The 25,364-nt window shown below is 66.1% G+C and carries 28 protein-coding genes; 24 read left to right on the forward strand and 4 right to left on the reverse strand.

The genetic code is table 11. The features are described 5' to 3' along the window. Window positions 1–13: 13 nt before the first annotated feature. Window positions 14–877 carry a formyltetrahydrofolate deformylase gene (purU, locus tag ACFFJ6_RS03220; protein WP_378384296.1) on the forward strand — a complete coding sequence of 288 codons (864 nt, stop codon included), beginning with the start codon at window positions 14–16 and terminating at the stop codon, window positions 875–877. 210 nt (window positions 878–1,087) lie between these two features. On the opposite strand, the gene ACFFJ6_RS03225 is transcribed toward purU, so the two are convergent. Then, window positions 1,088–2,359 carry an acyl-CoA dehydrogenase family protein gene (locus ACFFJ6_RS03225; protein ID WP_378384298.1) on the reverse strand — a complete coding sequence of 424 codons (1,272 nt, stop codon included), beginning with the start codon at window positions 2,357–2,359 and terminating at the stop codon, window positions 1,088–1,090. Between the two features lie 423 nt (window positions 2,360–2,782). Between ACFFJ6_RS03225 and ACFFJ6_RS03230 the strand changes: the two genes are divergently transcribed. From ACFFJ6_RS03230 to ACFFJ6_RS03265, 8 genes are all read left to right on the forward strand, one after another. Beyond that, window positions 2,783–3,505, forward strand: coding sequence for an aspartate/glutamate racemase family protein (locus ACFFJ6_RS03230; RefSeq protein WP_378384300.1), 723 nt, complete (start codon window positions 2,783–2,785; stop codon window positions 3,503–3,505). A 15-nt stretch (window positions 3,506–3,520) separates the two neighbouring features. After that, entirely contained in the window at window positions 3,521–4,540 is a 1,020-nt protein-coding gene (locus ACFFJ6_RS03235) for a zinc-binding dehydrogenase (protein ID WP_378384302.1), read from the forward strand. Then, window positions 4,537–4,947 carry a PaaI family thioesterase gene (locus ACFFJ6_RS03240; RefSeq protein ID WP_378384304.1) on the forward strand — a complete coding sequence of 137 codons (411 nt, stop codon included), beginning with the start codon at window positions 4,537–4,539 and terminating at the stop codon, window positions 4,945–4,947. Before ACFFJ6_RS03235 ends, ACFFJ6_RS03240 begins: the two co-directional genes overlap by 4 nt. Before the next feature lie 20 nt (window positions 4,948–4,967). Next, window positions 4,968–5,726: an SDR family NAD(P)-dependent oxidoreductase gene (locus ACFFJ6_RS03245; protein WP_378384306.1), complete on the forward strand. Its 759-nt coding sequence runs from the start codon at window positions 4,968–4,970 to the stop codon at window positions 5,724–5,726. Window positions 5,727–5,904: 178 nt separating this feature from the next. Then, on the forward strand, window positions 5,905–6,369 hold the full coding sequence (locus ACFFJ6_RS03250) for an Lrp/AsnC family transcriptional regulator (protein ID WP_378384308.1): 465 nt from the start codon (window positions 5,905–5,907) through the stop codon (window positions 6,367–6,369). Window positions 6,370–6,456: 87 nt separating this feature from the next. Further along, window positions 6,457–7,683: an ABC transporter substrate-binding protein gene (locus ACFFJ6_RS03255; protein ID WP_378384310.1), complete on the forward strand. Its 1,227-nt coding sequence runs from the start codon at window positions 6,457–6,459 to the stop codon at window positions 7,681–7,683. Between the two features lie 213 nt (window positions 7,684–7,896). Then, entirely contained in the window at window positions 7,897–9,417 is a 1,521-nt protein-coding gene (locus tag ACFFJ6_RS03260) for a class I adenylate-forming enzyme family protein (protein WP_378384312.1), read from the forward strand. Between the two features lie 263 nt (window positions 9,418–9,680). Continuing rightward, on the forward strand, window positions 9,681–9,986 hold the full coding sequence (locus ACFFJ6_RS03265; RefSeq protein WP_378384314.1) for a hypothetical protein: 306 nt from the start codon (window positions 9,681–9,683) through the stop codon (window positions 9,984–9,986). 88 nt (window positions 9,987–10,074) lie between these two features. Here ACFFJ6_RS03265 and cobD read toward each other — a convergent pair whose 3' ends face one another. Together cobD and ACFFJ6_RS03275 are read right to left on the reverse strand one after the other, a co-directional pair. Then, window positions 10,075–11,133, reverse strand: a complete 1,059-nt coding sequence (gene cobD / locus ACFFJ6_RS03270) for a threonine-phosphate decarboxylase CobD (RefSeq protein ID WP_378384316.1) — start codon at window positions 11,131–11,133, stop codon at window positions 10,075–10,077. Further along, window positions 11,130–11,270 carry a hypothetical protein gene (locus ACFFJ6_RS03275; RefSeq protein WP_378384318.1) on the reverse strand — a complete coding sequence of 47 codons (141 nt, stop codon included), beginning with the start codon at window positions 11,268–11,270 and terminating at the stop codon, window positions 11,130–11,132. Before ACFFJ6_RS03275 ends, cobD begins: the two co-directional genes overlap by 4 nt. A gap of 205 nt (window positions 11,271–11,475) precedes the next feature. On the opposite strand from ACFFJ6_RS03275, the gene ACFFJ6_RS03280 reads away from it, so the two are divergent. From ACFFJ6_RS03280 to ACFFJ6_RS03305, 6 genes are all read left to right on the forward strand, one after another. After that, window positions 11,476–12,093: a Crp/Fnr family transcriptional regulator gene (locus ACFFJ6_RS03280; protein ID WP_378385718.1), complete on the forward strand. Its 618-nt coding sequence runs from the start codon at window positions 11,476–11,478 to the stop codon at window positions 12,091–12,093. Window positions 12,094–12,183: 90 nt separating this feature from the next. Continuing rightward, entirely contained in the window at window positions 12,184–12,375 is a 192-nt protein-coding gene (locus ACFFJ6_RS03285) for a YgaP family membrane protein (RefSeq protein WP_378384320.1), read from the forward strand. Window positions 12,376–12,453: 78 nt separating this feature from the next. After that, window positions 12,454–12,822: a carboxymuconolactone decarboxylase family protein gene (locus tag ACFFJ6_RS03290; protein WP_378384322.1), complete on the forward strand. Its 369-nt coding sequence runs from the start codon at window positions 12,454–12,456 to the stop codon at window positions 12,820–12,822. Between the two features lie 434 nt (window positions 12,823–13,256). After that, on the forward strand, window positions 13,257–14,336 hold the full coding sequence (ribB, locus tag ACFFJ6_RS03295) for a 3,4-dihydroxy-2-butanone-4-phosphate synthase (protein WP_378384324.1): 1,080 nt from the start codon (window positions 13,257–13,259) through the stop codon (window positions 14,334–14,336). Between the two features lie 63 nt (window positions 14,337–14,399). After that, window positions 14,400–15,614, forward strand: a complete 1,215-nt coding sequence (locus ACFFJ6_RS03300) for an acyl-CoA dehydrogenase (RefSeq protein WP_378384326.1) — start codon at window positions 14,400–14,402, stop codon at window positions 15,612–15,614. Between the two features lie 191 nt (window positions 15,615–15,805). Next, a complete protein-coding gene (locus tag ACFFJ6_RS03305; RefSeq protein WP_378384328.1) occupies window positions 15,806–16,738 on the forward strand; it encodes an MBL fold metallo-hydrolase in 933 nt (310 codons plus the stop codon). 233 nt (window positions 16,739–16,971) lie between these two features. Here ACFFJ6_RS03305 and ACFFJ6_RS03310 read toward each other — a convergent pair whose 3' ends face one another. Continuing rightward, window positions 16,972–17,823, reverse strand: a complete 852-nt coding sequence (locus tag ACFFJ6_RS03310; protein WP_378384330.1) for a DUF1499 domain-containing protein — start codon at window positions 17,821–17,823, stop codon at window positions 16,972–16,974. A 278-nt stretch (window positions 17,824–18,101) separates the two neighbouring features. Here ACFFJ6_RS03310 and ACFFJ6_RS03315 point away from each other — a divergent pair, with 278 nt between their 5' ends. The 9 genes from ACFFJ6_RS03315 to ACFFJ6_RS03355 all read left to right on the forward strand — a co-directional run bounded on the left by ACFFJ6_RS03315 (window position 18,102) and on the right by ACFFJ6_RS03355 (window position 25,356). Further along, window positions 18,102–18,683: a methyltransferase family protein gene (locus ACFFJ6_RS03315; RefSeq protein WP_378384332.1), complete on the forward strand. Its 582-nt coding sequence runs from the start codon at window positions 18,102–18,104 to the stop codon at window positions 18,681–18,683. Between the two features lie 152 nt (window positions 18,684–18,835). After that, window positions 18,836–19,393 (forward strand): MarR family winged helix-turn-helix transcriptional regulator, encoded by a 558-nt coding sequence (locus ACFFJ6_RS03320; protein ID WP_378384334.1) that lies wholly within the window; start codon window positions 18,836–18,838, stop codon window positions 19,391–19,393. A gap of 183 nt (window positions 19,394–19,576) precedes the next feature. Next, entirely contained in the window at window positions 19,577–20,098 is a 522-nt protein-coding gene (locus tag ACFFJ6_RS03325) for a flavin reductase family protein (protein ID WP_378384336.1), read from the forward strand. Window positions 20,099–20,132: 34 nt separating this feature from the next. Then, complete coding sequence (locus tag ACFFJ6_RS03330; protein ID WP_378384338.1) at window positions 20,133–21,605, forward strand: 4-hydroxyphenylacetate 3-hydroxylase family protein; 1,473 nt, start codon at window positions 20,133–20,135, stop codon at window positions 21,603–21,605. A 15-nt stretch (window positions 21,606–21,620) separates the two neighbouring features. Then, complete coding sequence (locus ACFFJ6_RS03335) at window positions 21,621–22,001, forward strand: cupin domain-containing protein (RefSeq protein ID WP_054163648.1); 381 nt, start codon at window positions 21,621–21,623, stop codon at window positions 21,999–22,001. Window positions 22,002–22,101: 100 nt separating this feature from the next. Continuing rightward, window positions 22,102–22,974: a branched-chain amino acid ABC transporter permease gene (locus ACFFJ6_RS03340; protein WP_378384340.1), complete on the forward strand. Its 873-nt coding sequence runs from the start codon at window positions 22,102–22,104 to the stop codon at window positions 22,972–22,974. Further along, on the forward strand, window positions 22,974–23,828 hold the full coding sequence (locus ACFFJ6_RS03345) for a branched-chain amino acid ABC transporter permease (protein ID WP_378384342.1): 855 nt from the start codon (window positions 22,974–22,976) through the stop codon (window positions 23,826–23,828). Before ACFFJ6_RS03340 ends, ACFFJ6_RS03345 begins: the two co-directional genes overlap by 1 nt. Then, window positions 23,825–24,595, forward strand: coding sequence for an ABC transporter ATP-binding protein (locus ACFFJ6_RS03350; RefSeq protein ID WP_378384344.1), 771 nt, complete (start codon window positions 23,825–23,827; stop codon window positions 24,593–24,595). Before ACFFJ6_RS03345 ends, ACFFJ6_RS03350 begins: the two co-directional genes overlap by 4 nt. Further along, window positions 24,592–25,356: an ABC transporter ATP-binding protein gene (locus tag ACFFJ6_RS03355; protein ID WP_378384346.1), complete on the forward strand. Its 765-nt coding sequence runs from the start codon at window positions 24,592–24,594 to the stop codon at window positions 25,354–25,356. Before ACFFJ6_RS03350 ends, ACFFJ6_RS03355 begins: the two co-directional genes overlap by 4 nt. The last annotated feature ends 8 nt before the right edge of the window (window positions 25,357–25,364 follow it).

Raw genomic sequence — 25,364 nt, forward strand, 5'->3', positions numbered from 1 at the left:
CATGGAGTCTGCCATGCCCCACACCAATGTCGTGCTGTCGCTATCCTGCCGCGATCAGCCGGGCATCGTCGCGGCTGTCGCCAAGACGTTATTCGACGCTGGCTGCAACGTCGTCGAGGCGCATCAGTTCAACGATGCCGAGACGCATCTGTTCTTCATGCGGATGCGCTTCGCCATCCTCAAGCCCGGCGGCAGCATCGAGGCGCTGAAGGCGGAGTTCGAAGCCGTCGCCAACGATCTCGGCCTGAGCTGGACGATGCGCAGCCTCAAGGAGAAGCAGCGCGTCATGATCCTGGTGTCGAAGTTCGACCACTGCCTCGCCGACCTGCTGTATCGCTGGCGGACCGGCGAGATCGACATGGATGTGGTCGGAATCATCGCCAACCATCCGCGGGAGACCTACGCGCATCTCGATCTCGACGGCATCCCGTTTCACTACCTGCCGGTCACCAAGGCGACCAAGATGGAGCAGGAGGCGCAGGTCTGGGAGCTGATCCGCGCGGCGAACACCGATCTCGTCGTGCTGGCGCGCTACATGCAGGTGCTGTCGGACGGGCTGTGTGCCAAGCTGGCCGGGCGCTGCATCAACATCCACCACTCGTTTCTGCCGGGCTTCAAGGGTGCGCGACCCTATCACCAGGCGTTCGCCCGCGGCGTCAAGCTGATCGGCGCCACCGCACATTACGTCACGCCCGATCTCGACGAGGGGCCGATCATCGAGCAGGACGTCGAGCGTATCAGCCATCACAACACGGTGGAGGATCTGGTGCGCAAGGGCCGCGAAATCGAGCGCCGCGTCCTTGCCCGCGCCATCACCTGGCATCTCGACGGCCGCGTCATCATGAACGGCTCGAAGACGGTGGTGTTCAAGGATTAAGGGAAAGGCATCGTTCATGATCAACGATGCGACGCCCCCCTGACTCTTCATCCTGAGGTGCGAGCGCAGCGAGCCTCGAAGGATGCGGCGACGGGTGCGTGCGGCTCATCCTTCGAGGCCCGTCGAACCGCGCGATGCGCGGCCCGACGGGCGCCTCAGGATGACGGCGTACGCGTGGAGAGCTCTCGCCGATCGGCGAGAGCGAACACCTTACAGCGTCAGCTCATGCCGTCCGACGACCATCCAATGCACTTCGTCCGGACCGTCGGCGAAGCGGAGGTGGCGGACGTCGGTGTACATCTCGGCCAGCGGGGTCCATTGCGAGATGCCGGTGGCGCCGTGCATCTGGATCGCCTGGTCGATGATCTTGCAGGCACGTTCCGGCACCATGGCCTTGACCATGCTGACCCAGACGCGGGCTTCCTTGTTGCCGAGCACGTCCATCGCCTTGGCGGCCTTCAGCACCATCAGACGCATCGCTTCGATTTCGCAGCGGGCCTGCGCGATGATCTGCATGTTGCCGCCGAGATGAGCGAGCTTCTTGCCGAAGGCTTCGCGGGTGAGACCGCGCGCCACCATCAAGTCGAGCGCCTTCTCGGCCTTGCCGATGGTGCGCATGCAGTGATGGATGCGGCCCGGGCCGAGGCGCAGCTGCGAGATCTCGAAGCCGCGGCCTTCGCCGAGCAGGATGTTCTCCTTCGGCACGCGCACATTGTTGAAGCGCATGTGCATGTGGCCGCGCGGCGCGTGGTCGTGGCCGAACACGTGCATCGGGCCGAGCACTTCGACGCCGGGGGTGTCGACGGGCACCAGGATCTGCGACTGCTGCTTGCTGGGCGCGGCGGTCGGATCGGTCTTGACCATCACGATCATGATCTTGCAGCGCGGATCGCCGAGACCGGAGATGTAGTACTTCTCGCCGTTGATGACCCACTCGTTGCCGTCGAGCACGGCCGAGGTCGAGACGTTCTTGGCGTCCGACGAGGCGACATTCGGTTCGGTCATCACATAGGCCGAGCGGATCTCGCCGTTGAGTAGCGGCTTCAGCCACTTCTCCTTTTGCGCCGGCGTGCCGACGCGCTCCAGCACTTCCATGTTGCCGGTGTCGGGCGCCGAGCAGTTCATCACTTCGGAGGCGAGCGGCGCCTTGCCGAGTTCGACCGCGATATAGGCGTAGTCGAGATTGCTCAAGCCTTCGCCGGTCTCGGCGTCGGGCAGGAAGAAGTTCCAGAGGCCTTCCTCCTTGGCCTTGGCCTTGGCCTTGCCGAGCAGATCGAGCTGCTCCTGCGAGAACGACCAGCGGTTCGGATTCTTCGCTTCGGCGATATCGAACTCGTGCTGCATCGGCTCGACGGTGTCGGCGATGAACTTCTTGACGTGGTCGTACAGCGGCCGGACCTTTTCCGACATCCGCAGATCATTCAGTTCGTCTTCCGGCGACAGCGTGTAGGGTGTCTGGCGGGGCACATAGGCCACTTGCATCGTATCGTCCTCCCGATGTGATCATCGCGTTTCCCCATCCTGAGTGGATGGTTGCGGTTCTTTATAGACACGTTCCGACGGCGTTGTCGAAGGGAACGCGAGCGCGGTTTTGCGGGCGGTGAATCGGGATGTTCCTAATTCCGTGCTGCGGGCTGCTGCATTCCGAATCCACGATGGTGTGGCGATTTGAAATCACTCACCGTCGTACGGGACGCATCCGGCATCATATGCCTCGAATAGCCTAGCTATCAAAATCAGATTCCAAAACGGAACATTCCGGTTCGTCAGAACGAAATTCCACGCGCGCCGCTCGGTGTTACAGTTTTCCGACAATCGATGATCGCCCTGCCGGCGTTGATGCGCCACGCGCAGGAGATGATCACGACACGCGCTGCAATCGCAGCCGGACTGCGAGGACGGACGATGAAGACGATTGGCCTGATCGGCGGCATGAGCTGGGAAAGCACGGCGGTGTATTATCGCCGGCTCAACGAACAGGTGCGCACGCTTTGCGGCGGGCTGCACTCGGCCGAGATCCTGATGCGCTCGGTCGATTTCGAATCGATCGTGGCGATGCAGACGTCGGGTGACTGGGACGGCGCCACCCGCGTGCTGCAGAAGATCGCGCGGGAGCTGCAGGCGGCCGGCGCCGATTGCGTGCTGATCTGCACCAACACGATGCACAAGCTTGCCGATGCCGTACAAGGCGCGATCGATATTCCGCTGCTCAACATTATCGACATCTGCGCTCACGAACTGAAGGCAACCGGCGCGCGCAAGCCGCTGCTGCTGGCGACGCGCTACACCATGGAGCACGACTTCTATCGCGAGCGGATGAGCCGCCGCCACGGCCTGACGCCGATCGTGCCCGAGGCCGACGATCGCACCGCGGTGCACGACATCATCTTCTCGGAACTGTGCTGCGGAATTATCCGCGAGACCTCGCGCCAGCGCTACATGGAGATCATCGCGCGGGGCCGCGCGGCGGGCGCCGATAGCGTGATTCTCGGCTGTACCGAGATCGGCCTCTTGATCCAGCCCGAGAACATTGATTTACCCGCATTCGACTCGACCCTGCTGCATGCCGATGCGGCGGTCGAATTCGCACTTGGCAACGGCCCGCTCGGCCACGCCGACGCAGCCTAAGGAGAAAACAAGAAAATGCGCGCGATGGTCCTGCGGGAGCACGGGGGGCTCGACAAGCTCTCGTTCGACTCGAACTTCCCCGATCCGGAGATCGGCCCCGGCGACGTGCTGCTGCGCGTCCGCGCGACGTCGCTCAACTATCACGACATCTTCACCCGCCGCGGCATGCCGGGCATCAAGATCCCGCTGCCGGTGATCATGGGACTCGATGTCGCAGGCGAGATCGTCAAGGTCGGCGAGGGCGTGGACGGCTGGAAGGCGGGCGACCGCGTGCTGGTCGATCCGCTGAACCGCGTCGAGGGCGGGCTGATGGGCGAGACCATGAACGGTGGCCTCGCCGAGCTGTGCAAGGCGCGCGCGCATCAGCTGGTGCGCGTCCCCGACAATGTCAGCTTCGAGCAGGCGGCGGCACTGCCGGTCGCCTACGGCACCGCGCATCGCATGATGACCACCAACGGTCAGGTGAAGGCCGGCGAGAAGGTGCTGATCCTCGGCGCCTCGGGCGGCGTCGGCGTGTGCTGCGTGCAGCTCGCCAAGATCGCGGGCGCTTACGTGATCGCCTGCGCGGGCTCGGCGGAGAAGGGCGAGCGCCTCAAGGAGCTCGGCGCCGACGAGGTCATCCTCTACACCAAAGACGATTTCATGAAGGTGGTGCGCGAGCGTCATGGCCGGCCGGCGCGAGTCGGCGGCGGCGGGTCTGAAAACGGCGGCGTCGACGTCGTCGTCAACTTCACCGGCGGCGACACCTGGGTGAAGTCGCTGCGCACGCTCAAGCTCGGTGGCCGCATTCTGACCTGCGGCGCGACCGCGGGCTACGACCCGGCCGAGGATCTGCGCGTGATCTGGACGTTCGAACTGCAGATTCGCGGCTCCAATGGCTGGGAGCGCGACGACATCGAAAAGCTGTTCGCGCTGCTGTCGTCCGGCAAGCTCACCGCCAAGGTCGACAAGGCGTTTCCGCTCGAGCAGGCGGCGGATGCGCTGCGGATGCTGGAAGACCGCACCGTGTTCGGCAAGGTGGTGGTGACGCCATGAGCGAGCCGCTCACCGCCGCCCAGATCGAGGCGATGCTGCGGGCATCGCCGTTCATTTCCTTCCTCGGCCTCACGGTGACGTCGCTCGACGCCGCCGGGCAGGAAGTGGTGATGCGGTCGCCAATGCGGCCGGAGTTCGAGCGCGAGCCGGGCACCGGGCAGTGGCACGGCGGCCCGATCGCCTCGATCATCGACACGGTCGGCGACTATGCGCTGGTGATGTTCGTCGGCCGCGGGCTGCCGACCATCAACTTCCGGGTCGATTACTTCCGGCCGGCGATCGGCACCGCGCTGATCTCGACCGGCCGCGTGCGCCGGCTCGGCCGCACCGTCGGGGTCGCCGATGTCGACGTGCATGATGAGAAGGGCGCGCTGATCGCCATCGGCCGCGCCACCTACGCCATCTAGACGGAAAGGCGCCGCCTGCGATGAAGCCGCTCGCCGACAGGATCGCTCTCGTCACCGGTGCCAGCCGCGGCCTCGGGCGCGCGATCGCTGTCCGGCTGGCGCAGGACGGCGCCGTCGTCGGCTTGCATTATCGTGCCGAACGCGAAAAGGCGCAGCAGGCACTCGACGAGATCCGCGCCGCGGGCGGCGACGGCTTCCTGATCGCCGCGGATCTGGCCGATCCCGCGGGGGCCACGCAGCTCGCCGAGACGCTGATTGCGGAGCTACGCACCCGGCGTGATCCGCCGCAACTCGACATCCTGGTCAACAATGCGGGCATCGACGATCGCAAGACCATCGAGCAGGTGACCGAAGCCGACTTCGATCGCATGCTGCAGATCAACTTCAAGTCGCCGTTCTTCCTGATCCAGAAGCTGCTGCCGGTGATGGCCGACGGCGGCCGCATCATCAACATCTCGTCGATGGCGGCGCGGCTGTCGTTTCCCACCATGCCGGTCTATGCGCCCACCAAGGCGGCGCTGTCGACGCTGAGCCGCATCCTCGCGGCGCATCTCGGCCCGCGCGGCATCACCGTCAATGCGGTGTTGCCCGGCGCGACGTCCACCGATCTCAATCCGCTATCCGATCCACAGCGTGCCGCCGCGGTTCGCGACAGTGTGGCGCTCGGCCGCGTCGCGGGGCCGGAGGACATCGCCCCGATCGTCGCCTTCCTCGCCTCGAAGGAAGGCGGCTGGATCACCGGCGAAACCATCGAAGCGAGCGGCGGCCAGCGGCTATGATGACCACGCCCGGTCGCGAATGTGTTTCTCCGAAACCGGGTTCGCGCCGGACGATTTCACTCCCGCTCTGCTGTTTCGTGCACGATGGTGCTACGCGCGCTGCGCGTTTGGCATGTGACGTGCTTTATGCAATTCATCCGCAACGCCGCGCACCCAACGCGGCAAGGATGGTGCGCTGATGGACCGGATCGATCTCAAAATCCTAGGCTGTTTGCAGGACGACGCGATGATGCCCGTCGCGGCGGTGGCCGAGAAGGCGGGACTGTCGACGTCGCCGTGCTGGCGGCGCATTCAGGCGCTGATCGAGAAGAAGATCATCCGCCGCCGCGTCGCGCTGCTGGACGCCAACATGGTCAACGTGCCGGTGACGGTGTTCGTCACGCTGAAGACCAACAAGCATCACAGCAAATGGATGACGACCTTCGCGCGCGAGGTCGCCAAGATTCCCGAGGTCACCGAGTTCTATCGGATGAGCGGCGAGGTCGATTACCTGCTGCGCATCGTGGTGCCGGACGTCGCGGCCTACGACAATGTCTACAAGCGGCTGATCAGCGCCGCCGAACTGTTCGACGTCAGTTCGAGCTTCGCGATGGAGACGATCAAATACTCCACCGCGCTGCCGCTGAATTACGTGGATGTATAACAAAATCCGGGCTGGAACGGTCGAGGTGACGAGTTGAAACACGGACTGCATCGGGGGATTGAAAACAGCATGATGAGGACTCAACGGATGATCACCAGGCGCGCCACCGCGCTTGCTCTCGGCGCGGCGCTCGGCCTGGCGGGCCTCGGCGGCAGTGCCTTCGCGCAGCAGGCCGATAATTCGCCGATCCGTATCGGCGTGCTCACCGACATGTCGGGCCTGTTCGCCGACATCTCCGGCCCCGGCGCGGTGGTCGCGGTGAACATGGCTGTCGAGGATTTCGGCGGCAAGGTGCTGGGCCGTCCGATCGAAGTGCTGTCGGCGGATCATCAGAACAAGGCCGACATCGGCCTGTCGCTGGCGCGCGGCTGGATCGACGAGAAGAACGTCGTGATGCTCGCCGACCTGATGAATTCTTCGGTCGCGCTCGGCGTCATGGAGCTGACCAAGGCCAAGGACCGCATCGCCATCGTCAACGGCGCATCGACCTCGGTGATCACCAACGAGAAGTGCACGCCGAACAGCATCCACTACACCTGGGACACCTACGCGCTGGCGCGCGGTACGGCCAACGCCGTCGTCAGCCGCGGCAAGAAGAAGTGGGCGATCCTGGAAGCCGACTTCGCCTACGGTCATCAGCTCGCAGGTGACGCGACCCGGTTCGTCGAAGCCGCCGGCGGCACCGTGGTTTCGGACATCAAGCACCCGATCAACACCAGCGACTTCTCGTCCTTCCTGCTGCAGGCGCAGAGTTCGGGCTCCGACGTGATCGCGCTCGCCAATGGCGGCGCCGACACCATCAATTCCATCAAGTCCGCTGCTGAGTTCGGCATCGGCCGCGATGGCAAGCAGCAGGTGGTGGGCCTCGCGATCAACCTGAACGATACCAAGGCGCTTGGCCTGCAGGCTGCGCAGGGACTGCTGCTGACGGAAGCCTGGTACTGGGATCTCAACGACGAAACCCGTGCCTTCGCCAAGCGTTTCAACGAGAAGTTCGGCAAGATGCCGACCTCGACCCAGGCCGGCGACTACTCCTCGACCATGCACTATCTCAAGGCGGTGGCGGCCGTCGGCACACTCGACGCCCAGACCGTGATGGCCAAGATGCGCGACACGCCGGTCAACGACTTCTTCGCCAAGGGCGGCAAGATCCGCATCGACGGCCGCATGGTGCATGACATGTATCTGGCCGAAGTGAAGAAGCCGGCGGACTCCAGGGGGCCGTGGGACTTCTACACCATCCTCGAGACCATCCCGGGCGACAAGGCCTTCCGCCCGCTGTCCGAAAGCGCCTGCCCGCTGGTGAAGAAGTAATACCCCGTCATGGGCCGGGCTTGTCCCGGCCCTGCTCAGCAGCGAGGCCTGCGTCCCGGTCGCCGCACGCACCTCTCCATCGTCATGCCCGGCCTTGTGCCGGGCATCCACGCCTTCACTGAATTGGCCGCACAAAGGCGTAGATGGCCGGGACAAGCCCGGCCATGACGAACTCTGGCCTCTTGTTTCTGGATTGCTATCTGGAGTTCTCCCATGTCCTGGCCGTCCCGCAATCTCGGCTGCTGTTTCGATCCGTCGCAGAATCCCGACAAGGTCGCGATCATCGATCTCAGCCGGCCCGAACAGCCGGAGGAGACGACCTATGCGGCGCTCGACGCTGCCTGCGACGCGGTGGCGCGCGGGCTGCTGCGCAAGGGGCTGAAGCCGGGTGACCGCGTCGGCATCATGGCGCTGAACTCCGCGCCGATGATCGCCGCGTATCTCGGCATTATGCGCGCGGGCCTCGTCGCGGTGCCGATCTCCTTCAAGCTGGCGCGTGAGACGGTCGACTACATCGTCAAGGATGCCGATCTACGCGCGGTGTTTCACGATCGCGACCGCGCCGCGATGGTGCCGGTCGGCGTGCTGGGGATCGACTTCGATGCGCCCGACGGCTACGCGGCGCTGCTCGACTACGGTCCGTTCCAGTCCTTCGAGCCGCAGGGCCGCGAGGTCGCCACCATCCTTTACACATCGGGTTCGACCGGCATGCCGAAGGGCGTGCTGCTGTCGCACGCCTCGCAGATGTGGGCACTCGACACCGCCGCGCGTGCCGGCGACCGCTCGCAGCACCGCTACATCGTCGCCGCGCCGATGTTCCACATGAACGCGACGATCAGCGCCAAGACAGCGCTGCATGCCGGCGCCTCGATGGTGCTGCTGCCGTCGTTCGACGCGCGGCTCTACGCGCAGGCGATCGCCAAATATCGCGTCACCTGGCTCACGTCAGTCCCGACCATGCTGGCGATGATGGCACGCGAGCAGGACCTGATCAGATCGCTCGACTTCTCCTCCGTCACCAACGTGATGATGGGCTCGGCGCCGCTGACCAAGGCGCTGGTCGAGAAGGTGCAGGGCATCTTCCCCGGCGCGGCGATCAGCAACGCCTACGGCACCACCGAGGCCGGCCCCGGCGTGTTCGGCGCGCATCCCGACGGGCTGCCCCGTCCCGACACCGCGGTCGGCTATCCGACCGATGGGGCGCTCGCCGAACTGCGCGAGGGCGCCTCGCCGGACGAGGGCGTGCTCTACATGAGGAACCCGATGCTGATGGAGGGCTACAACAACCTGCCGGAGAAGACCGCCGAGGTGATGCGGGATGGCTGGTATCGCTCCGGCGACATCATGCGCCGCGACGAGAACGGCTTCTTCCACTTCCTCGGCCGCGCCGACGACATGTTCGTGGTCGGCGGTGAGAATGTCTGGCCCGGCGAGGTCGAGAAGCTGATCGAGCGAATGCCGGGCGTGCATCAGGCCGCGGTCGTCCCGGTGCCGGACGACATCAAGGGCACGTTGCCGTTCGCTTTCGTGGTGAAGCAGGACGGCGCGGACGTGGACGAGGCGGCTGTGAAGGCCTTCACGATCGCCAACGGCCCCGCCTTCGCACATCCGCGCTTCGTTGAATTCCGCGCGGTGATTCCGCTGTCGGCAACCAACAAGCCGGATCGCCGTCTGCTGACGCAGGAGGCCGAGCAGATCGTGACGAAACGTCGGGCGGCCGGCGAACGAGGCTAGCGGTATCAAGATAAGCCGCGCGGCATGGCCGCAACGCATCGTTCACCACGCACGGGAGGCCCGAGGACCCCGGGGATCGTCCGGGTGGGGGTGCCTAAGCCGCTGCACGCTCTCGGCTTTTGACCTCCGGGTGATTACGGAGGTATCCCGCTCTGCGTTGACAATTGCTGCGCTGCGGCGGATTGATGATCATCAGTTCGGATTGCAAGGCGCTTGCGATTTCTCCGCCCGACGGTCCGGCCAACACAGCACGGGAGAGAGATGTGAAAGCCCTGGTCCGAGCGTTCTACTATGTGCCGGTGATCGGCTGGCTGACCAAGGATGCGGTCCACGGCTCCCCGGAGGCGAAGTACTTCTTCGCGTTCAACGCGGCGGTGCTGCTGTTCGGTTCGATCTATCTGGTCGGCTATCCGCTGGTGATCACGCTCGGCCTGATCGGCTCCGCCGCCGGCCTCTCCGGCCTCGTGCTGCTCACCGCCGGCGATGCCTTCGACCGCCGCGCCTCCGGCGCCGTCGCCAGGGCCCCGGCGCCTCCGGTCCGCAAGCCCTCGGTGCGCCGCGCGGCCTGAACGACGCCAGGCTAGTTCGCGCGCGGCACGACCTATCCCCGTCATGGCCGGGACAAGCCCGGGCCTGACGATGATGAGGGGCCGCGAGTCAAACTAAGGCGGTGTTTGCGGTCTTCGCTGTTGCTAACGTCGCGCAAACCCGCTCCAGCCGCTTCCACGCGGCTGCGTCGCCCGGCAAGCCGAAGCGATAGCGGTTCGGGCTGTGGGTGAAGCCGCGGATCAGCACGCCGGCGCGGCCGAAGGCGTCGACCAGATCGCGGCCGTATTGGTCCTCATACAGCCCGAACAGGTCGGTGCCGCCGCACGCCGTCAGTCCTGCTGGCGCCAGCGTGGCGTCCAGCCGCCGTCGATCGGCCGCCAGCCGCCGGCGCATTGCGGTGATCCACGCGTCATCGCGCAGCGCGCGGGTGGCGATCGCACAGGCTGGCCCGGAGGCGGCCCAGTCGCCGAGCAGATCGCGCCACGGCGGCGCATCGTTGGCATTCACCGCAACGAAGCCGAGCCGCACCCCCGCCAGACCGAAGAACTTGCCTAGCGAGCGCAGCACCACGAGGCCGCGTGGCAGCGCGGGCCCGCGCAGCAGCGACAGCTCCGGCCGCACGTCGGCGAAGGCTTCGTCGACCACCAGCCGCTTGCCGGCCGCGCACCAGCGCTCTGCAAAGGCCAGCAACGGCCCAGCGCCGACGGCGCGGCCGTCCGGATTGTTCGGGTTGACGATCACCAGCGCGTCGAGCGCGGCATCGACATCGGGCAGGGCGCCGAGTTCGTGCACCTGCGCGCCTGCCGCCCGCCATGCGGCAGCGTGCGAGCTGTAGGTCGGTGCCAGAATCCCGGCCTGCGCGCCGCGCGTGTCGGTCAGTACCCGCGGCGCCAGTCGGATCGCGATCTCGCTTCCCGGCGTCGGCAGCATCAGGGCGCCTTGCGGCAGGCCATAGGCCTCCGCGGCGGCCGCGCAGAGCTCGTCTAGCTCTGCAGCCAGCGGCAGCCGCGCGAACGTGTCCGCCGGCAGCGGCGGGATCGGATAGGCGGTCGGGTTGATCCCGGTCGACAGGTCGATCCAGGGCAGCGGCGCCTGCGGATAGGCTTGCGCCGCGAGATCGACCCGGCCGCCATGGATCCGCAGCGCCGCCGCAGCGGCGCTGGTCACGGCGTCACCAGCCAATAGCCACCGACCACCAGGATCAGCGACAGCGTCACGATCACCGCCAGCACCGCCGCGATGATGGTGCCGAGGCCTTGACCGTCCAGCCAGTGCTGCAGCTTGTTTCCCAGTCCGAGGCCCATGGTCCGTCCAATCCTGTTCGATTGCTGGCGCGGGTCTAGCACGTCCTACGCGCCGCACGCAGCAGCGGCGGTTCGCCGCCGCGGGCATTGACGCCGATCAATTGGACGAAGTCCCCTGTCGATCATACGATCGATCCGACACGCAGCGGATGGAACACCCGTGCCCGATCCCGACTGGTTGAAGCAGTTTCCCGCCCTGGCCACGATGCCGGAGGGCGAGCGGACGCCGCTCGCCTCCGGCGCGATGGCGATGAACGCGCCGGCCGGCACCACGGTGTATGCGCCGGGCGAGCCGTGTAACGCCTTCATCCTCGTCATCAGCGGCGGCGTTCGGGTTTATCAGCTCGATGCCGACGGCAACGAGATCGTGCTGTATCGGCTCGGCCCCGGCAGCATCTGCATCCTGACCACGCTGGCGCTGCTCGCGTCCGACGCCTACAGCGCGTTCGCGATCACCGAAACGCCGGTGCAGGCGATGGCGCTGCCGGCCGCGACATTCAACGACCTGATGGCGCGCTCGGCGCAGTTTCGCAGCTTCGTGTTCGGCGCGCAGGCGGCGCGGATGGCGGACCTGATGGCGGTGATCCAGAATGTCGCCTTCGGGTCGATCGAGTCGCGGCTCGCCGCACGATTGCTGACGCTGGCCGGCGGCGGCTCCGAACTGTCGATCACCCATCAGCAACTCGCGGCCGAGATCGGCAGCGCGCGCGAGGTCGTCAGCCGGCAGCTCAAGGCGTTCGAGCGCCGCGGCTGGGTCAGCCTCGGCCGCGGCCGGGTCGAACTGCGCAACGCCGCGCCGCTGCGGGCTGCCGCCGGACGCTGAATTTTCCAAGCGCGGTGACTTCGTCACAGACCGCTTGTGCCCCTTCGCCGTAGACCAACAGCGTCACTCAACCAAGCGAGGGGAAACACAATGTCCGCCAATGTTGGAATGATCGATCGCCTGCTGCGCGCCGTCGTCGGCATCGGCCTGATCTATTGGGCGCTGACCGGCGGCCCGGTCTGGGCGTGGATCGGCGTCGTGCCGCTGCTCACCGCAGCGGTCGGCTTCTGCCCGGCCTACACGCTGTTCGGCATTCGCACCTGCCCGGTCAAACAATCCTGATCACAGGCGTCGAAATATCGTCTCCGCTCCCGGAATCGGCTAGGCCGGTCCGGGAGTTGTTCTCATTCAGGTGAAACCATGCACAAGAACTGGATCGATCTGACGAGCGAATTGTCGGTGGCGCTGCGCGAAGTGCGCACCGGCGCGCCCGATGTGATGAAGGGCTTCTCGGCGATCGCGCAAGCGGCGCTCAAGGCCAACGCGCTCGACACGAAGACCAAGGAGCTGATCGCGCTGGCGATCTCGGTGGCGACGCGCTGCGACGGCTGCATCGGCTTCCACGCCGAAGCCGCGGTGAAGCAGGGCGCGACCCGCGACGAGATCATGGAGACGATGGGCATGGCGATCTACATGGGTGCCGGACCCAGCGTGATGTACGCGGCCCAGGCGGTTGAAGCGTACGATCAGTTCGTCAAGAAGAAGGCCGCGGCGGCGACGCCCGCCTAGTCGCGGCAGACCTCGCGTCACCGTCTTTGCGAGCGAGCAGGTCGGCGCAAAGCGTCGCCGATGACAAGGCTCCGCGAAGCAATCCAGCGCCTCCGAGCACTGACTAATCTCTCCCCACGCGCGGGGAGCGGTCGACCGGCGGAGGCGGTCGGGTGAGGGGGCGTCTCCGCAAGCCCGCGCTTTCGCCGGCATGGCCGCGCGTCACTTTCCCGCACGACCCGACCTCATTCCCGCGTCGCCCCTCACCCCAACTTCTCCCCGCAAGAGCGGGCGAGGGAGCCGGCCGCGTTGTTGGGGAATGTGCTCCTGTTCAACGCTGCTCCTCGCCCGTCGTATTCCGCTGTGCGACACGTGCAACCGGCCCCGCAGCGGCGCGGGTTGCGTCGCCGCGCGGGCTGCGTCATATGGTCTGCACTTGTTCCAGAGAGTGACCCATGGCGCACCCGATCCAGGACGTTCTGCAAGCCTTTGCCGCCGGCGAAATCGTCGTCGTCACCGATGACGATGATCGCGAGGGTGAGGGCGATCTCGTCGTCGCCGCTTCGCTGTGCACGGCCGAGAAGATGGCGTTCATCATCCGCCACACCTCGGGCATCGTCTGTGCGCCGATCACCCCGGACGACGCTCGCCGGTTGCGGCTCGATCCGATGGTGGCGCACAACGACAGCAACCACACCACCGCCTTCACGGTGTCGATCGACTACAAGCCCGACAACGGCACCGGGATCTCGGCCGACGAACGCGCGTCGTGCTGCCGCGCGCTCGCCAATCCCAATGCGGGCGCGGCCGACTTCGCGCGGCCCGGTCACATCTTCCCGCTGATCGCGCGGGAAGGCGGCGTGCTGATGCGCTCGGGTCATACCGAGGCCGCGGTCGATCTGTGCCGGCTCGCCGGCCTGCCGCCGGTCGGCGTGATCAGCGAATTGATGAACGACGACGGCACCGTCACCAAAGGCGCTCAGGTCGTTGAATTCGCCAAGAAGTACAACCTCAAGCTCGTCACCATCGCCGACCTGATCGCGCATCGCCAGGCCCGCGAGAAGCTGATCGAGCGCGTCGCGACGTTCCCGATGGAGAGCCCGATCGGCCCGATGCAGGGCTATGCCTACCGCTCGCCGTTCGACGAGATCGCGCACCTCGCTTGCGTCTACAATGGCGTCGGCGACGGCAGGAACGTGCTGACGCGGTTCCACAAGCCGAACATCATCAAGGACATCTTCACCGGCTCGCGCCGGATGGAAGCCGTGCTCGATCACTTCAAGAAGAATGGTTCCGGCGTCCTGATCTATCTGCGCGACGGTGCCGCGGGCGTTCCGGTCGCACCGATCGATGAACCGAAATCCGCCGAGGCGGATCGTCACAAGCAGTGGCGCGAAATCGGCGTCGGCGCCCAGATCCTGCGTGATCTCGGCGTCAGTTCGATCCGGCATCTCACCTCGTCACAGCTCGACTACAAGGGGCTGTCGGGGTTCGGCATCGAGATCGTCGGCAACGAGCACCTTGAAGGCACCTGATCAAGGTCTTACCCTCAAAAGTCACATCTCCCGAGACGGCGGAAACGTCTGAAAGGACACTCCATGAGCGTGCGCGCGCAAACCAAGGACAAGCCGGTTCCGGCGAGCTTCAAGTGGGACGACCCGCTGCTGCTGGAAGATCAGCTCACCGAAGACGAGCGGATGATCCGCGACACCGCGCGGGCCTACGCGCAGGACAAGCTGCTGCCGCGCGTGTCGCAGGCCTATCTCGAAGAGAAGACCGATCGCGAGATCTTCAACGAAATGGGCTCGCTCGGCCTGATCGGCATCACGCTGCCGGAAGACTACGGCTGTGCCAATGCCAGCTATGTGGCGTATGGCCTGGTGGCGCGCGAGATCGAGCGCGTCGATAGCGGCTATCGCTCGATGAACTCGGTGCAGTCGTCGCTGGTGATGTATCCGATCTACGCCTATGGCGACGAGACCCAGCGCAAGAAGTATCTGCCCAAGCTCGCCTCCGGCGAGTGGGTCGGCTGCTTCGGCCTGACCGAGCCGGATGCCGGTTCCGATCCGGGCGGTATGAAGACCAAAGCCGAGAAGGTCGCCGATGGCTATCGGCTCACCGGCTCGAAGATGTGGATCTCGAACGCGCCGATCGCCGACGTGTTCGTGGTGTGGGCCAAGTCCGCCGCGCACGACAATCAGATCCGCGGCTTCATCCTCGAGAAGGGCATGAAGGGTCTCAGCGCGCCGAAGATCGGCGGCAAGCTGTCGCTGCGCGCGTCGATCACCGGCGAGATCGTGATGGACGGCGTGGTGGTGCCGGAAGAAAACCTGTTGCCGAATGTCTCCGGCCTCAAGGGCCCGTTCGGCTGCCTCAACCGCGCTCGCTACGGCATCTCCTGGGGCGTGATGGGCGCCGCCGAAGACTGCATGCACCGCGCCCGGCAGTACACGCTCGACCGCAAGCAGTTCAACCGCCCGCTCGCCGCCACCCAGCTGGTGCAGAAGAAGCTCGCCGACATGGAGACTGAGATTTCGCTCGGCCTGCAGGCCAGCCTGCGCGTCGGCCGGCTGATGGACGAGGGCCGGTTCGCGCCCGAGATGATCTCGCTGGTCAAGCGCAACAATTGCGGCAAGGCCCTCGACATCGCCCGCGTCGCCCGCGACATGCACGGCGGCAACGGCATCCAGATCGAGTACCACGTGATGCGCCACGCCCAGAACCTCGAGACGGTCAACACCTACGAGGGCACCCACGACGTCCACGCGTTGATTTTGGGCCGTGCCATCACGGGATTGCAGGCCTTCGCGTAAGGCGGGTGCGCGGCATCGCCGCGCGCACTCCTCATCCTGAGGAGCCTGCCGTCAGGCAGGCGTTTCGAAGGATGGGCTCCAAGCACCCGCGGCCCATGCTTCGAGACGGCCCTTCGGGCCTCCTCAGTATGAGGTCTTTGCGGTGGAGAGCCTCTCCTCTAAATAATAACAACATCATCACCGGGAAACGCATGAGCGACGCCAGCGACACTTCGGACGACGTTCCGTTCAATCGCGACTTCCCGCTGAAAGCCGGCGTCGTCGAGGAAATTCGCCCCGGGCTGCGCCGGGTGTTGTGCAACAATCCGTCGCCTTTCACCTTCACCGGCACGGTCAGCTACATCATCGGCACCGGCAAGGTCGCGATCGTCGATCCTGGTCCGGACAACGAGGCGCACGCGCAGGCGCTGATCGATGCGGTGAAGGGCGAGACCGTCACCCACATTCTCGTCACCCATACGCACAAAGACCATTCGCCTGGCACGCCGCGACTGAAGGCCGCGACCGGCGCCACGGTCTATGCCGAAGGCCCGCACCGCGCCTCGCGGCCGTATTTCGAGAGCGAGACGGTGTCGACCGAATCCGGCGCCGACCGCAATTTCAGACCCGACGTGACGATTAGCGACGGCGACGTGATCGAGGGCGACGGCTGGGCGGTCGAAGCGGTGGCGACGCCGGGCCACACTGCCAACCACATGGCGTTTGCGTGGACAGAGCGCGACGCGATCCTGGTCGGCGATCACATCATGGGCTGGTCGACTTCGATCGTGGCGCCACCGGACGGCTCGATGGTCGACTACATGAATTCGCTCGATCGCCTGATCGCGCGCGACGAGCAACTGTATCTGTCCGGCCACGGCGCCGAGATCCTCGAAGGCCCGCGCTACTCGCGCTTCCTGAAACGCCACCGCGTCGCCCGCGAAGCCTCGATCCTGCACCGGCTGGGCAAGGGCGAGACAGACATCCCCACGATGGTCCGCGCCATCTATATCGGCATCGACCCCCGCCTGATGAGCGCCGCCGGCTACTCCGTCCTCGCCCACCTCGAAGACCTCGTGACCCGCGGCGTGGTCGCCACCGATGGTGATCCGCTGATCGGCGGCAGGTACCGGTTGGCGAAGTAACTGAGCCTGTACTACGGCGATTTGTCATGGACTGCCGTGCAGCCGGCACAGCGCAACCTCTCCCGCTTGCGGGAGAGGTCGACGCGCGTAGCGCGGCGGGTGAGGGTACTCCTCTCCGCGAGTCGCTGAGTCACTGCCTGGGGCGCCCTCACCCCAGCCCTCTCCCGCAAGCGGGAGAGGGAGCGCGCTGTGCTCGGGGCAAGGTGGCGACCAAATCACGACGCGCGCGCCGCTTACTTCTTCGGCGCCGTCTTGCCCTTCGCCGGCTGCTTCGGTGCGGGCTCCGGTTTCGGCGTCGGGGCGTTCTCCGCGGCGCTGCTGATGTCTTCGCTGAGCTTGGCGACGCGGGCGGCGTTGCTACCGAGGTCGCTTTCGAAGTAGCGCGAGGCGGAGCGGATATCGATCCGGGCGCCGTCGCCGTCCGGCAGGATACGGATCGCCAGGTCTTCCGGCAGGCCCATCACCGCGGTGCGCGCCACCGCCTCGATATGGCCTTCGCGGCGCGGCGGCTGCGGCGGACGCGAATCCACCACCCGCCATTTGCGGCGATTGACGATCGTCAGCGTCAGGTCATAGGCGCGCTGCACCGGCAGATCGACCTGTACGGTCTCGATCGACGGATAGGCCGAGCGCTGCAGCTCGGCCGAATACAGACCGGCATAGACCGCGGTGTTGACGTCGTCGCCGACCCGCAGCCGCGCCAGCGTTTCGAATTTCGGCGGGTCGATCGCGTCGGTGGTGATGTCGTGGATCTTCGGCAGGCTGCGATATTGCCAGCCGAGATAGGCCGGATAGGCGAGGATCAGAACGTCGATCAACAGCGCCAGCAGGATGCGCGCCATGCCGCGCGCGCCGGTTTGCCAGATCGCCGCGAAGCCGGCCAGCGCCAGCAGGATCGAGAGGCCAGCGAGTCCCAGCGCGCCGAAGAACGTCGCCATCGCCGGGCGCACTTCGAGAAAGTCGAACCTTACCACCAGGGTCGAGACCACGGCGGCCACTGCGGCGAACACCGCGAGCCGGCGCGCCCAGGTGGCGAGACCGGAGACGGGCTCCATCTGGTAGGGAGCGGAAAATCTGCGCGCCATCGCTTCCGTTCTGCCGGTGTGAGACCGCTGCGGCAACCAGCACGCCGCGCCGCGAGCGAGAGCGTCGTCGAGCGACCGGACGATCGGCTCGCGTGAACAATACGCGTCGAAACACAATCCAACGCCCAAGCCTGATTCCATCAGGGCCCGAACGATGCCTCTGTTGAGATCATGGCGGCCCGCGAATTTCAAGGTCGGAATGGCGCCTTGACTGCTCCGGCACCGCATCGGCGCGTGGGTGCCGCACAGCTGAGTCCCGCACGATACGACGCCGATCAATGACCGTGCGCCTCGCCTGTCTCATGGTGCGCCGACGGTCGTTGCCGGGTGGGCAAGCGCTCCGGCTTGCCGTGCTCGCGCCGGAGGCGCCGATGTCGACCGACCCATCCTCACCACCACCCAGCGCTTCGCGCCGGCTGGCCCGGACGGCACCGGGCTCGGCCGTCTACGCGGCGCTGGCCTTCGTCGGCGCCGGTCGGCTCGATTGGGGGCGCGGCTGGCTCTATGCGGCGGTGTTCGTTGTCGTGTCGGTCGCAGGCACGGCGCTGTCCACCGCAACGCTCCTGGTCAACACGCATGCCGAGAGCACCGTCCGGATCCAGAGCGACCGCGATCACGCGGTGGTGCGGAGCGGGCCGTATCGTGTCGTGCGCCACCCGATGTATCTGGGCACGCTGATCGGGATGTCTGGCGCCGCGCTGATGCTCGGCTCCGGCTGGGCATTGCTGCCGGCTCTGCTGATTGCCGCGCTGTTCGTGTGGCGCACTGCGCGCGAAGACGAAGCCTTGCACCGGGAATTGCCCGGCTACGCCGACTACGCGTCGACGACACGCTTCCGTCTGCTGCCCGGCGTGTGGTGAGACGCGGGCCCGACCTCGCTTCATGCTCGCGCCGTCCGCTCCGCGCTCAGCGCAGGGAGCGGTCCCGCGACACGAACCTGTACAAACAGCCTCTTCTGTATGACAAGTAGCATCGTCCGGCCGATGCGCCGCGAGTCCAGGGGAGCGAGAGTTTGCGCCGCGCAACCGTATCGAAGTCGGAACTGATGCCCGGGGGCGACGACGAGGTTTTCCGCACCTTCATCCACGACTTCCTCGCGTTCAGCGCTCGTGTCGATCAGTGCCGCGCCGGTTTCGGTGATCGCCTCGGGATTTCGGGCATCGCCTATACGACGCTAATTTCAGTGGCGCATCTGCAGGGCGAGGAGGGTGTCGGCGTCAGCCGCATCGCCGAGCATCTGCATCTGTCCGGCGCCTTCGTCACCATCGAAGTCTCCAAGCTGGTCAAGGCCGGGCTGATCCACAAGCGCGCCAATCAGGAAGACCGCCGCCGCGTGCTGCTCACCGTGACGCCGAAAGGACGCAAGCTGCTCGAGCAGCTCGTCGAGATCCAGGCGCCGGTCAACGACGCGCTGTTCGATTGCCTCAGCGCGTCGGAATTCCGCCAGCTCGCCTCGATGATGGCGCGGCTGGTGGCGTGCGGCGACAAGGCCGTGACGCTGATGAGCTTTCTCACCGCGCCATCGACAATGGCGGCGGAGGCCACGCGCAAAGTGTCGCGGCGGCGCTGAGCGCCAGTCCTTTCTCCGCTTCTTTCCATTTGAGTTAAGCCCGCGTTTCCGGCGTTGGCGGCGCCGTGGCGTGCCCAAATTCATGCCGCATTGCCGCATCTTTTCTCAGCGAGTGCCTCGCATTCGCGCTTGACTAGCTTTTTATAATAGCTTTGGATCAAAGGTAATTCGAGCGGAGAGTTGATGTCGCAGGGTGTGCGGGAGTTTCGATCGGCGTTGTCGCAATTCGCGACCGGCGTCGCCGTGATCACGGCGCGTGGCGAGGCGGGCGTACCGATCGGCATGACGATGAGTTCGTTTAATTCGGTGTCGCTCGATCCGCCGCTGGTGCTGTTCAGCGTCGATCGCCGCGCGCTCAGCCTGCCAGCGATGCAGGCGGCCGAGGGCTACGCGGTCAACATCCTGAGCCGCAGCCAGGAGGCGCTGTCGAACCAGTTCGCCAAGGCTGCGACCGACAAATGGAGCGACGTCGCGCATTCGCTGGGCCATGCCGAAGCGCCGCTGCTGGCGGGCGCGCTCGCGCATTTCGAATGCGCGCCCTACGCGCAGTACGACGGCGGCGATCACGTGATTTTCGTCGGTCGCGTGGTGCGTTTCGGCGCGCGGGACGACGAGGAGCCGTTGGTGTTCTTCCGCGGCAAGTATCAGAGCCTGAGCCGGCAGGGCGGCAGCGAGCCGATGTGGCCGCTGCCGATCCACTACTGACCCGGACGAGCACAGCACAAGGAAGCGTGTGACGATGAAGACAGGACAACAACATATCGCCGGCCTGCGCGACGGACGCGCTGTGTTCATCGACGGCAAGCGCGTCGACGACACCACGCGGCATCCGGCGTTCCGCAACGCCATCCAGTCGGTCGGCAAGCTGTTCGACTTTGCCGCGGACGACGCCAATCGCGAGCTGATGACTTTCGCGACGCCGACCGGCGGCCGCGCCAACCGGATCTGGCAACTGCCGGAGAGCTTCGACGAACTGCGCCAGCGCCGCACCGCGCTCGAAGCCTGGGGCGGGCTGCATGGCGGCTTCCTCGGCCGCGCGCCCGATCACGTCGCCTCCTGCATCGCCGGCATGTATATGGGGCTCGATCAGTTCGAGGCCTACGACAAGGACCGCGCCAAGGCGCTCGCCGACTACTATGCTTACGCGCGCGACCGCGATCTGTATCTGACCTACGTCATCATCAACCCCCAGGCCGACCGCTCCAAGAGCGCCGCCCAGCAGAAAGACGCGTTCCTCACCACCGGCGTGGTCGATCAGGACGCCCAGGGCATCACCGTTCGCGGCGCCAAGATGCTGGCGACCGGCGGCATCATGGCGGACGAGGTGTTCGTCACCTGCATTCAGCCGCTGCAGCCGGGCGACGAGCCCTACGCGCTGTCGTTCGCGATCCCGATGAACAGCAAGGGCTTGCAGATCCTGTCGCGCAAGTCCTACGAGGCGTCGTCGCAATCGGTGTTCGACAATCCGCTGTCGAGCCGCTTCGACGAGAACGACGCCGTGCTGTATTTCGACGACGTCAAGGTGCCGTGGGACCGCATCTTCGTCTACAAGAACCTGGAGATGTGCCAGAAGCAGTTCCACGCGACGCCGGCGCATGTCTATCAGAACTATCAGGCGATGGTCCGCCTCTCGGTGAAGGTCCGTTTCCTGATCGGGATGGCGCGGCGGATCGCCGAGACCAACGGCGTGCTCGGCTTCCCGCAGGTCCGCGAGACGCTCGGTCAGCTCGCCGCCGAAGGCGGCATGGTCGATGCCTTCGTGGCCGCGATGGAAGTCAAGGGCACCAAATACGGCCGCTACTACGTGCCGGATCGTCACACGCTGTACGCGGCACAGACGCTGACCCAGCAGCTCTACGCCAAGATCCTCAATACGCTGCGCGAACTCGCCGGCGGCGGCATGATCATGTTGCCGTCCTCGGTGCAGGATCTCGCCAATCCGGAGATCGCCACGCTGGTCGAGAAGACCCAGCAGTCGCCGGCGGCCGGCGCGCTCGACAAGGTCAAGTTCTACAAGCTGGCCTGGGACGCGGTCGGCTCGGAATTCGCCTCGCGGCATCAGCAATACGAGATGTTCTACGCGGGCGCGACCTTCGTCACCAAGAACCACTCGTTCCGCACTTACGATTGGGATAGCGCCGGCGGCCTCGTCAGCAACATGCTGTCCAGCTACGAGCTCGCCGACGAGCTGAAGACCTCGCAAGCCGCCTGAACCAAGGAACGCACTATGCCTGTCAACAAAATCCACGACGAATTCCGTGCCGTCGACATGAGCACGGGCTGGGAAGTCCCGGCCGGCTATCCCAAGGGCATCCAGCAGAAGATCCTGTCGGGCGGCCTCGACGAAGAGAACCGCCGCGGCTCGCGCAGCCGCCTGCTGCGGTTCGAGCCGGGCGAGTTCACCACCAAGCCGTTCGTGCACGAGTATTGGGAAGAAGTGTTCCTCGTCTCCGGCGATCTCACCGTCGGCAACGACGAGAACGGCAATGGCGGCGAAAGCTTCAAGCCGTTCACCTACGCCTGCCGTCCGCCGGGCGCATTCCACGGTCCGTTCAAGTCCGAGACCGGCTGCGTGCTGTTCGAACTGCACTACTTCGACCCGGTCTAAGGCGCGCGATGACGGACGTCACCATCAGCACTTTGGGCGGCCATCGCCGCAGCGTTCGGGCCGCCGCGGCCCGGCACGCGGCGGCGTGCGGAGATCGGGCATGATCGCGCAGCAGTTGATCAACGGCCTGATGCTCGGCTCGATCTACGTGCTGGTGGGGGTGTCGTTCACGCTGGCGATCGGTATCCTCAACTTCCTCAACTTCTCCATCCCTGGCCTATTCATGATCGGCGGCATGGTGAGCTGGGTGCTGCTGACGCAAGGTTGGCACTGGGCGTTCGCCATCGCCGGTGCGCTCGCTGCCGCCGCGCTGGTGTCGCTCGCGGTCGAGCAGCTGTCCTATCGGCGCACCCGCGGCGCCGATCCGGAAGTGCCGCTGGTGTCGTCGCTCGGCTTCCTGGTGCTGCTGGAGAATCTCGTGCTGGTCGGCGTCGGCTCCGATCAGCAGACCTTTCCGTCGCTGCTCGGCGATTTCAACTTCCGTGTCGGCGGTCTCGTCATCGGCGCCGCGCAGGCGATCAGCCTGGTGCTCACCTTCGCGCTGGTGGTCGGGCTGTCGTTCATGCTCGGCAAGACCAATCTCGGCCGGCAGATCCGCGCGATCGCCGAGAGCCGCTCGACGGCGGTGCTGCTCGGCGTCGACGTCGGCCGGCTGGTACCGAAGATCTTCGTGCTGACCGCACTGTTCACCGCGCTCGGCGGCGTGATGTTCGCGCTGAGCTATCTGCAGGTGTCGCCGTTCATGGGCGAGGGCGTCGGCTTCAAGGGCGTCGCCGCGATGATCATCGGCGGCATGGGCAGCGTCTGGGGCGCGGTGATCGGCGGGCTGATCATCGGCCTGATCGAGGTCGGCTCGATCTCGGCGTTCGGCGCCGACACCGTCAACATCGCCGTGTACGGCTCGCTGCTGGTGCTGCTGATCCTGCGGCCGCACGGGCTGTTCGGCAAGCCGGCGATCCGGGAGAAGCTGTGATGAGCGGCTATCAGACCGGCGTCCTGATCATTCTGTGCTTCAACGTCATGGCGGCCTATGCGGTATATCTGCCGCTGGTCGCCGGCCAGCTCAATCTCTGCATCGCCGGCTTCATGGCGATCGGCGCCTACACGGCGGCGTATCTGACCAACGAAATGGGCTGGTCGCTGATCGCGGCGATCCCGACCGGCGGCCTCGCTGCCGGCGGACTGGCGTTGTTGGTCGCGGTGCCGATCCTGCGCACCCACGGCATCTATCTCGCGCTCGCCACCTTCGCGCTCGGCCAGGTGATCTCCGCCGTCTTCCTCAATCTCGAAGTGGTCGGCGCCGCCGCCGGCTATCCGGTCGCGACCTATGCGTCGCCGGTCGCGGTGTTCTCGGTGACGGCCGCGATCGTGCTGTTCGTGGTCGGTCTGTCGCAGACCCGCTTTACGCTGTATCTCACCGCGATCAAGAACGACCGCCTGGTCGCCGATCTGCTCGGCCTCAAGGTCTGGGGTCTGCAGGTCGCGGCGTTCACGCTCGGCGCGGCGATCGCCGGCATCGGCGGCGGGCTCTATGCGCATCATTTCAGCTTCATCGAGGCGCAGCATTTCAGCGTGCAGCTGAGCATCTACACGGTGCTGTACGTGCTGCTCGGCGGCACCCAGACGGTGTGGGGCCCGCTGGTCGGCGCTCTGTTCTTCAGCCTGGTGCCGGAACTGCTGCGCGCCGGTGAGGCGTGGCGCTACGTGCTGTTCGCGGTGCTGATCGTCGGCTTCATGGCGGTGCGGCCGCAGGGCCTGGTGACGCCGGCGTCGCTGCGCCGCCTTGGCCGATTATTCAGGCGTAAACCAGCGGGAGTGCAGCCATGACTGCAGAAGCTCCGCTGCTCGCGCTGCAGAACGTGTCGAAATCGTTCGGCGGCCTCCACGTCATCCGGGACCTGAGCTTCTCGGTCGCGCGCGGCCAGACCGTCGGACTGATCGGCCCGAACGGCGCCGGCAAGACCACCGCGTTCAACATGGTCAGCGGCGTGTTCATCCCCGACCAAGGCACGGTGTCGTTCGACGGCCGCGACATCACCAATATGGCGTCGCGTCGCCGCATCAAGCTCGGCATCGCCCGCAGCTTCCAGAACGTCCGGCTGATGCAGCATCTCACCGTGTGGGAAAACCTGCTGGTCGGCCAGCATGTCCGCGCCGCGGGCCTGCTCAATCTGCTGACGCCGTTCCGGCTGATCCCCAACCATCGCTGGCGGCGCGAAGTCGTCGCGGCGCTCGACGAGATGGGACTTGGCGCCTACGCCGACGCGATGGTCAGCGAGCTGCCTTACGGCATCCGCAAGCGCATCGATCTCGTCCGCGCCACGCTCGCCGGCGCCTCGTTGCTGATGCTGGACGAGCCGGCCGCCGGCCTCAACCCGGTCGAGACCCAGGCCCTCACCGCGCATCTCGAAGCGCTGAAGGCGCGAGGCATCACGCTGCTGATCGTCGAGCACGACATGCATTTCGTCGGCACCATCTGCGACCACGTCGTGGTGCTGAATTTCGGCAGCAAGATCGCCGAGGGCCCGCTGTCGGTGGTGCAGCACGATTCGGTGGTGCGCACCGCCTATCTCGGCGCGGAGCAGGCGGCATGAGCGCGATCCTCTCCGTCTCCGATCTCACCGTCGCCTACGGCGGCGTCACCGCGCTCGACGGCGTTTCGCTCACCGTCGAGGAGGGCGAGATCGTCACCGTGCTCGGCGCCAACGGCGCCGGCAAGACCACGCTGCTGCTCGGCATCATGGGCGCCGTGCCCGCCGCCCGCGGCCGCATCCAATTCCGCGACACCGATCTGTCCCGCGCCCGCCCGCACACGCGGCTGGCGAGCGGCCTAGTGCTGGTCCCCGAAGGCCGCCAGGTGCTGGTGTCGCTAACGGTCGAAGAAAACCTGCTGCTCGGCGCGCATCTGCGCCGCGACCGCGCCGCGGTGCGCAGCGAGATCGACGCGATCTACGAGCGGTTCCCCAATCTGGGCCAGCGCCGTCACGTCGCGGCGGCGACCCTGTCGGGTGGCGAGCAGCAGATGGTGGCGATCGGCCGCGCGATGGTGGCCCGGCCGCAGGTGCTGATGCTCGACGAGCCGTCGCTCGGCCTGTCGCCGCTGTTCGTCTCCAAGGTGTTCGAGCTGATCCAGGAGATGAACCGCGGAGGGCTGACGATCGTGCTCGTCGAGCAGAACACCGGCAAGGCGCTGTCGGTGGCGCACAGCGCCACGGTGCTCGAACTCGGCAAGGTCGCGGTGGCCGGTCCGTGCGAGGCGCTGCGCAACGATCGCCGGCTGCTCGACGCTTATCTCGGCGGCGGCAGCGAGGAGACTTCCGAACCATCCCGGTTGATGCAGGCGGGCACTCACTAGAGTAGAAG

The organism is Rhodopseudomonas telluris (assembly GCF_042432815.1).
Classification (GTDB): domain Bacteria; phylum Pseudomonadota; class Alphaproteobacteria; order Rhizobiales; family Xanthobacteraceae; genus Rhodopseudomonas; species Rhodopseudomonas telluris.

Coding starts and splice junctions, on each gene's coding strand:
- purU (WP_378384296.1), top strand. CDS start 14: ATGCCCCACACCAATGTCGTGCTGTCGCTATCCTGCCGCGATCAGCCG.
- ACFFJ6_RS03225 (WP_378384298.1), bottom strand. CDS start 2,359: ATGCAAGTGGCCTATGTGCCCCGCCAGACACCCTACACGCTGTCGCCG.
- ACFFJ6_RS03230 (WP_378384300.1), top strand. CDS start 2,783: ATGAAGACGATTGGCCTGATCGGCGGCATGAGCTGGGAAAGCACGGCG.
- ACFFJ6_RS03235 (WP_378384302.1), top strand. CDS start 3,521: ATGCGCGCGATGGTCCTGCGGGAGCACGGGGGGCTCGACAAGCTCTCG.
- ACFFJ6_RS03240 (WP_378384304.1), top strand. CDS start 4,537: ATGAGCGAGCCGCTCACCGCCGCCCAGATCGAGGCGATGCTGCGGGCA.
- ACFFJ6_RS03245 (WP_378384306.1), top strand. CDS start 4,968: ATGAAGCCGCTCGCCGACAGGATCGCTCTCGTCACCGGTGCCAGCCGC.
- ACFFJ6_RS03250 (WP_378384308.1), top strand. CDS start 5,905: ATGGACCGGATCGATCTCAAAATCCTAGGCTGTTTGCAGGACGACGCG.
- ACFFJ6_RS03255 (WP_378384310.1), top strand. CDS start 6,457: ATGATCACCAGGCGCGCCACCGCGCTTGCTCTCGGCGCGGCGCTCGGC.
- ACFFJ6_RS03260 (WP_378384312.1), top strand. CDS start 7,897: ATGTCCTGGCCGTCCCGCAATCTCGGCTGCTGTTTCGATCCGTCGCAG.
- ACFFJ6_RS03275 (WP_378384318.1), bottom strand. CDS start 11,270: ATGGGCCTCGGACTGGGAAACAAGCTGCAGCACTGGCTGGACGGTCAA.
- ACFFJ6_RS03280 (WP_378385718.1), top strand. CDS start 11,476: ATGCCGGAGGGCGAGCGGACGCCGCTCGCCTCCGGCGCGATGGCGATG.
- ACFFJ6_RS03285 (WP_378384320.1), top strand. CDS start 12,184: ATGTCCGCCAATGTTGGAATGATCGATCGCCTGCTGCGCGCCGTCGTC.
- ACFFJ6_RS03290 (WP_378384322.1), top strand. CDS start 12,454: ATGCACAAGAACTGGATCGATCTGACGAGCGAATTGTCGGTGGCGCTG.
- ribB (WP_378384324.1), top strand. CDS start 13,257: ATGGCGCACCCGATCCAGGACGTTCTGCAAGCCTTTGCCGCCGGCGAA.
- ACFFJ6_RS03300 (WP_378384326.1), top strand. CDS start 14,400: ATGAGCGTGCGCGCGCAAACCAAGGACAAGCCGGTTCCGGCGAGCTTC.
- ACFFJ6_RS03305 (WP_378384328.1), top strand. CDS start 15,806: ATGAGCGACGCCAGCGACACTTCGGACGACGTTCCGTTCAATCGCGAC.
- ACFFJ6_RS03310 (WP_378384330.1), bottom strand. CDS start 17,823: ATGGCGCGCAGATTTTCCGCTCCCTACCAGATGGAGCCCGTCTCCGGT.
- ACFFJ6_RS03315 (WP_378384332.1), top strand. CDS start 18,102: ATGACCGTGCGCCTCGCCTGTCTCATGGTGCGCCGACGGTCGTTGCCG.
- ACFFJ6_RS03325 (WP_378384336.1), top strand. CDS start 19,577: ATGTCGCAGGGTGTGCGGGAGTTTCGATCGGCGTTGTCGCAATTCGCG.
- ACFFJ6_RS03330 (WP_378384338.1), top strand. CDS start 20,133: ATGAAGACAGGACAACAACATATCGCCGGCCTGCGCGACGGACGCGCT.
- ACFFJ6_RS03335 (WP_054163648.1), top strand. CDS start 21,621: ATGCCTGTCAACAAAATCCACGACGAATTCCGTGCCGTCGACATGAGC.
- ACFFJ6_RS03340 (WP_378384340.1), top strand. CDS start 22,102: ATGATCGCGCAGCAGTTGATCAACGGCCTGATGCTCGGCTCGATCTAC.
- ACFFJ6_RS03345 (WP_378384342.1), top strand. CDS start 22,974: ATGAGCGGCTATCAGACCGGCGTCCTGATCATTCTGTGCTTCAACGTC.
- ACFFJ6_RS03350 (WP_378384344.1), top strand. CDS start 23,825: ATGACTGCAGAAGCTCCGCTGCTCGCGCTGCAGAACGTGTCGAAATCG.
- ACFFJ6_RS03355 (WP_378384346.1), top strand. CDS start 24,592: ATGAGCGCGATCCTCTCCGTCTCCGATCTCACCGTCGCCTACGGCGGC.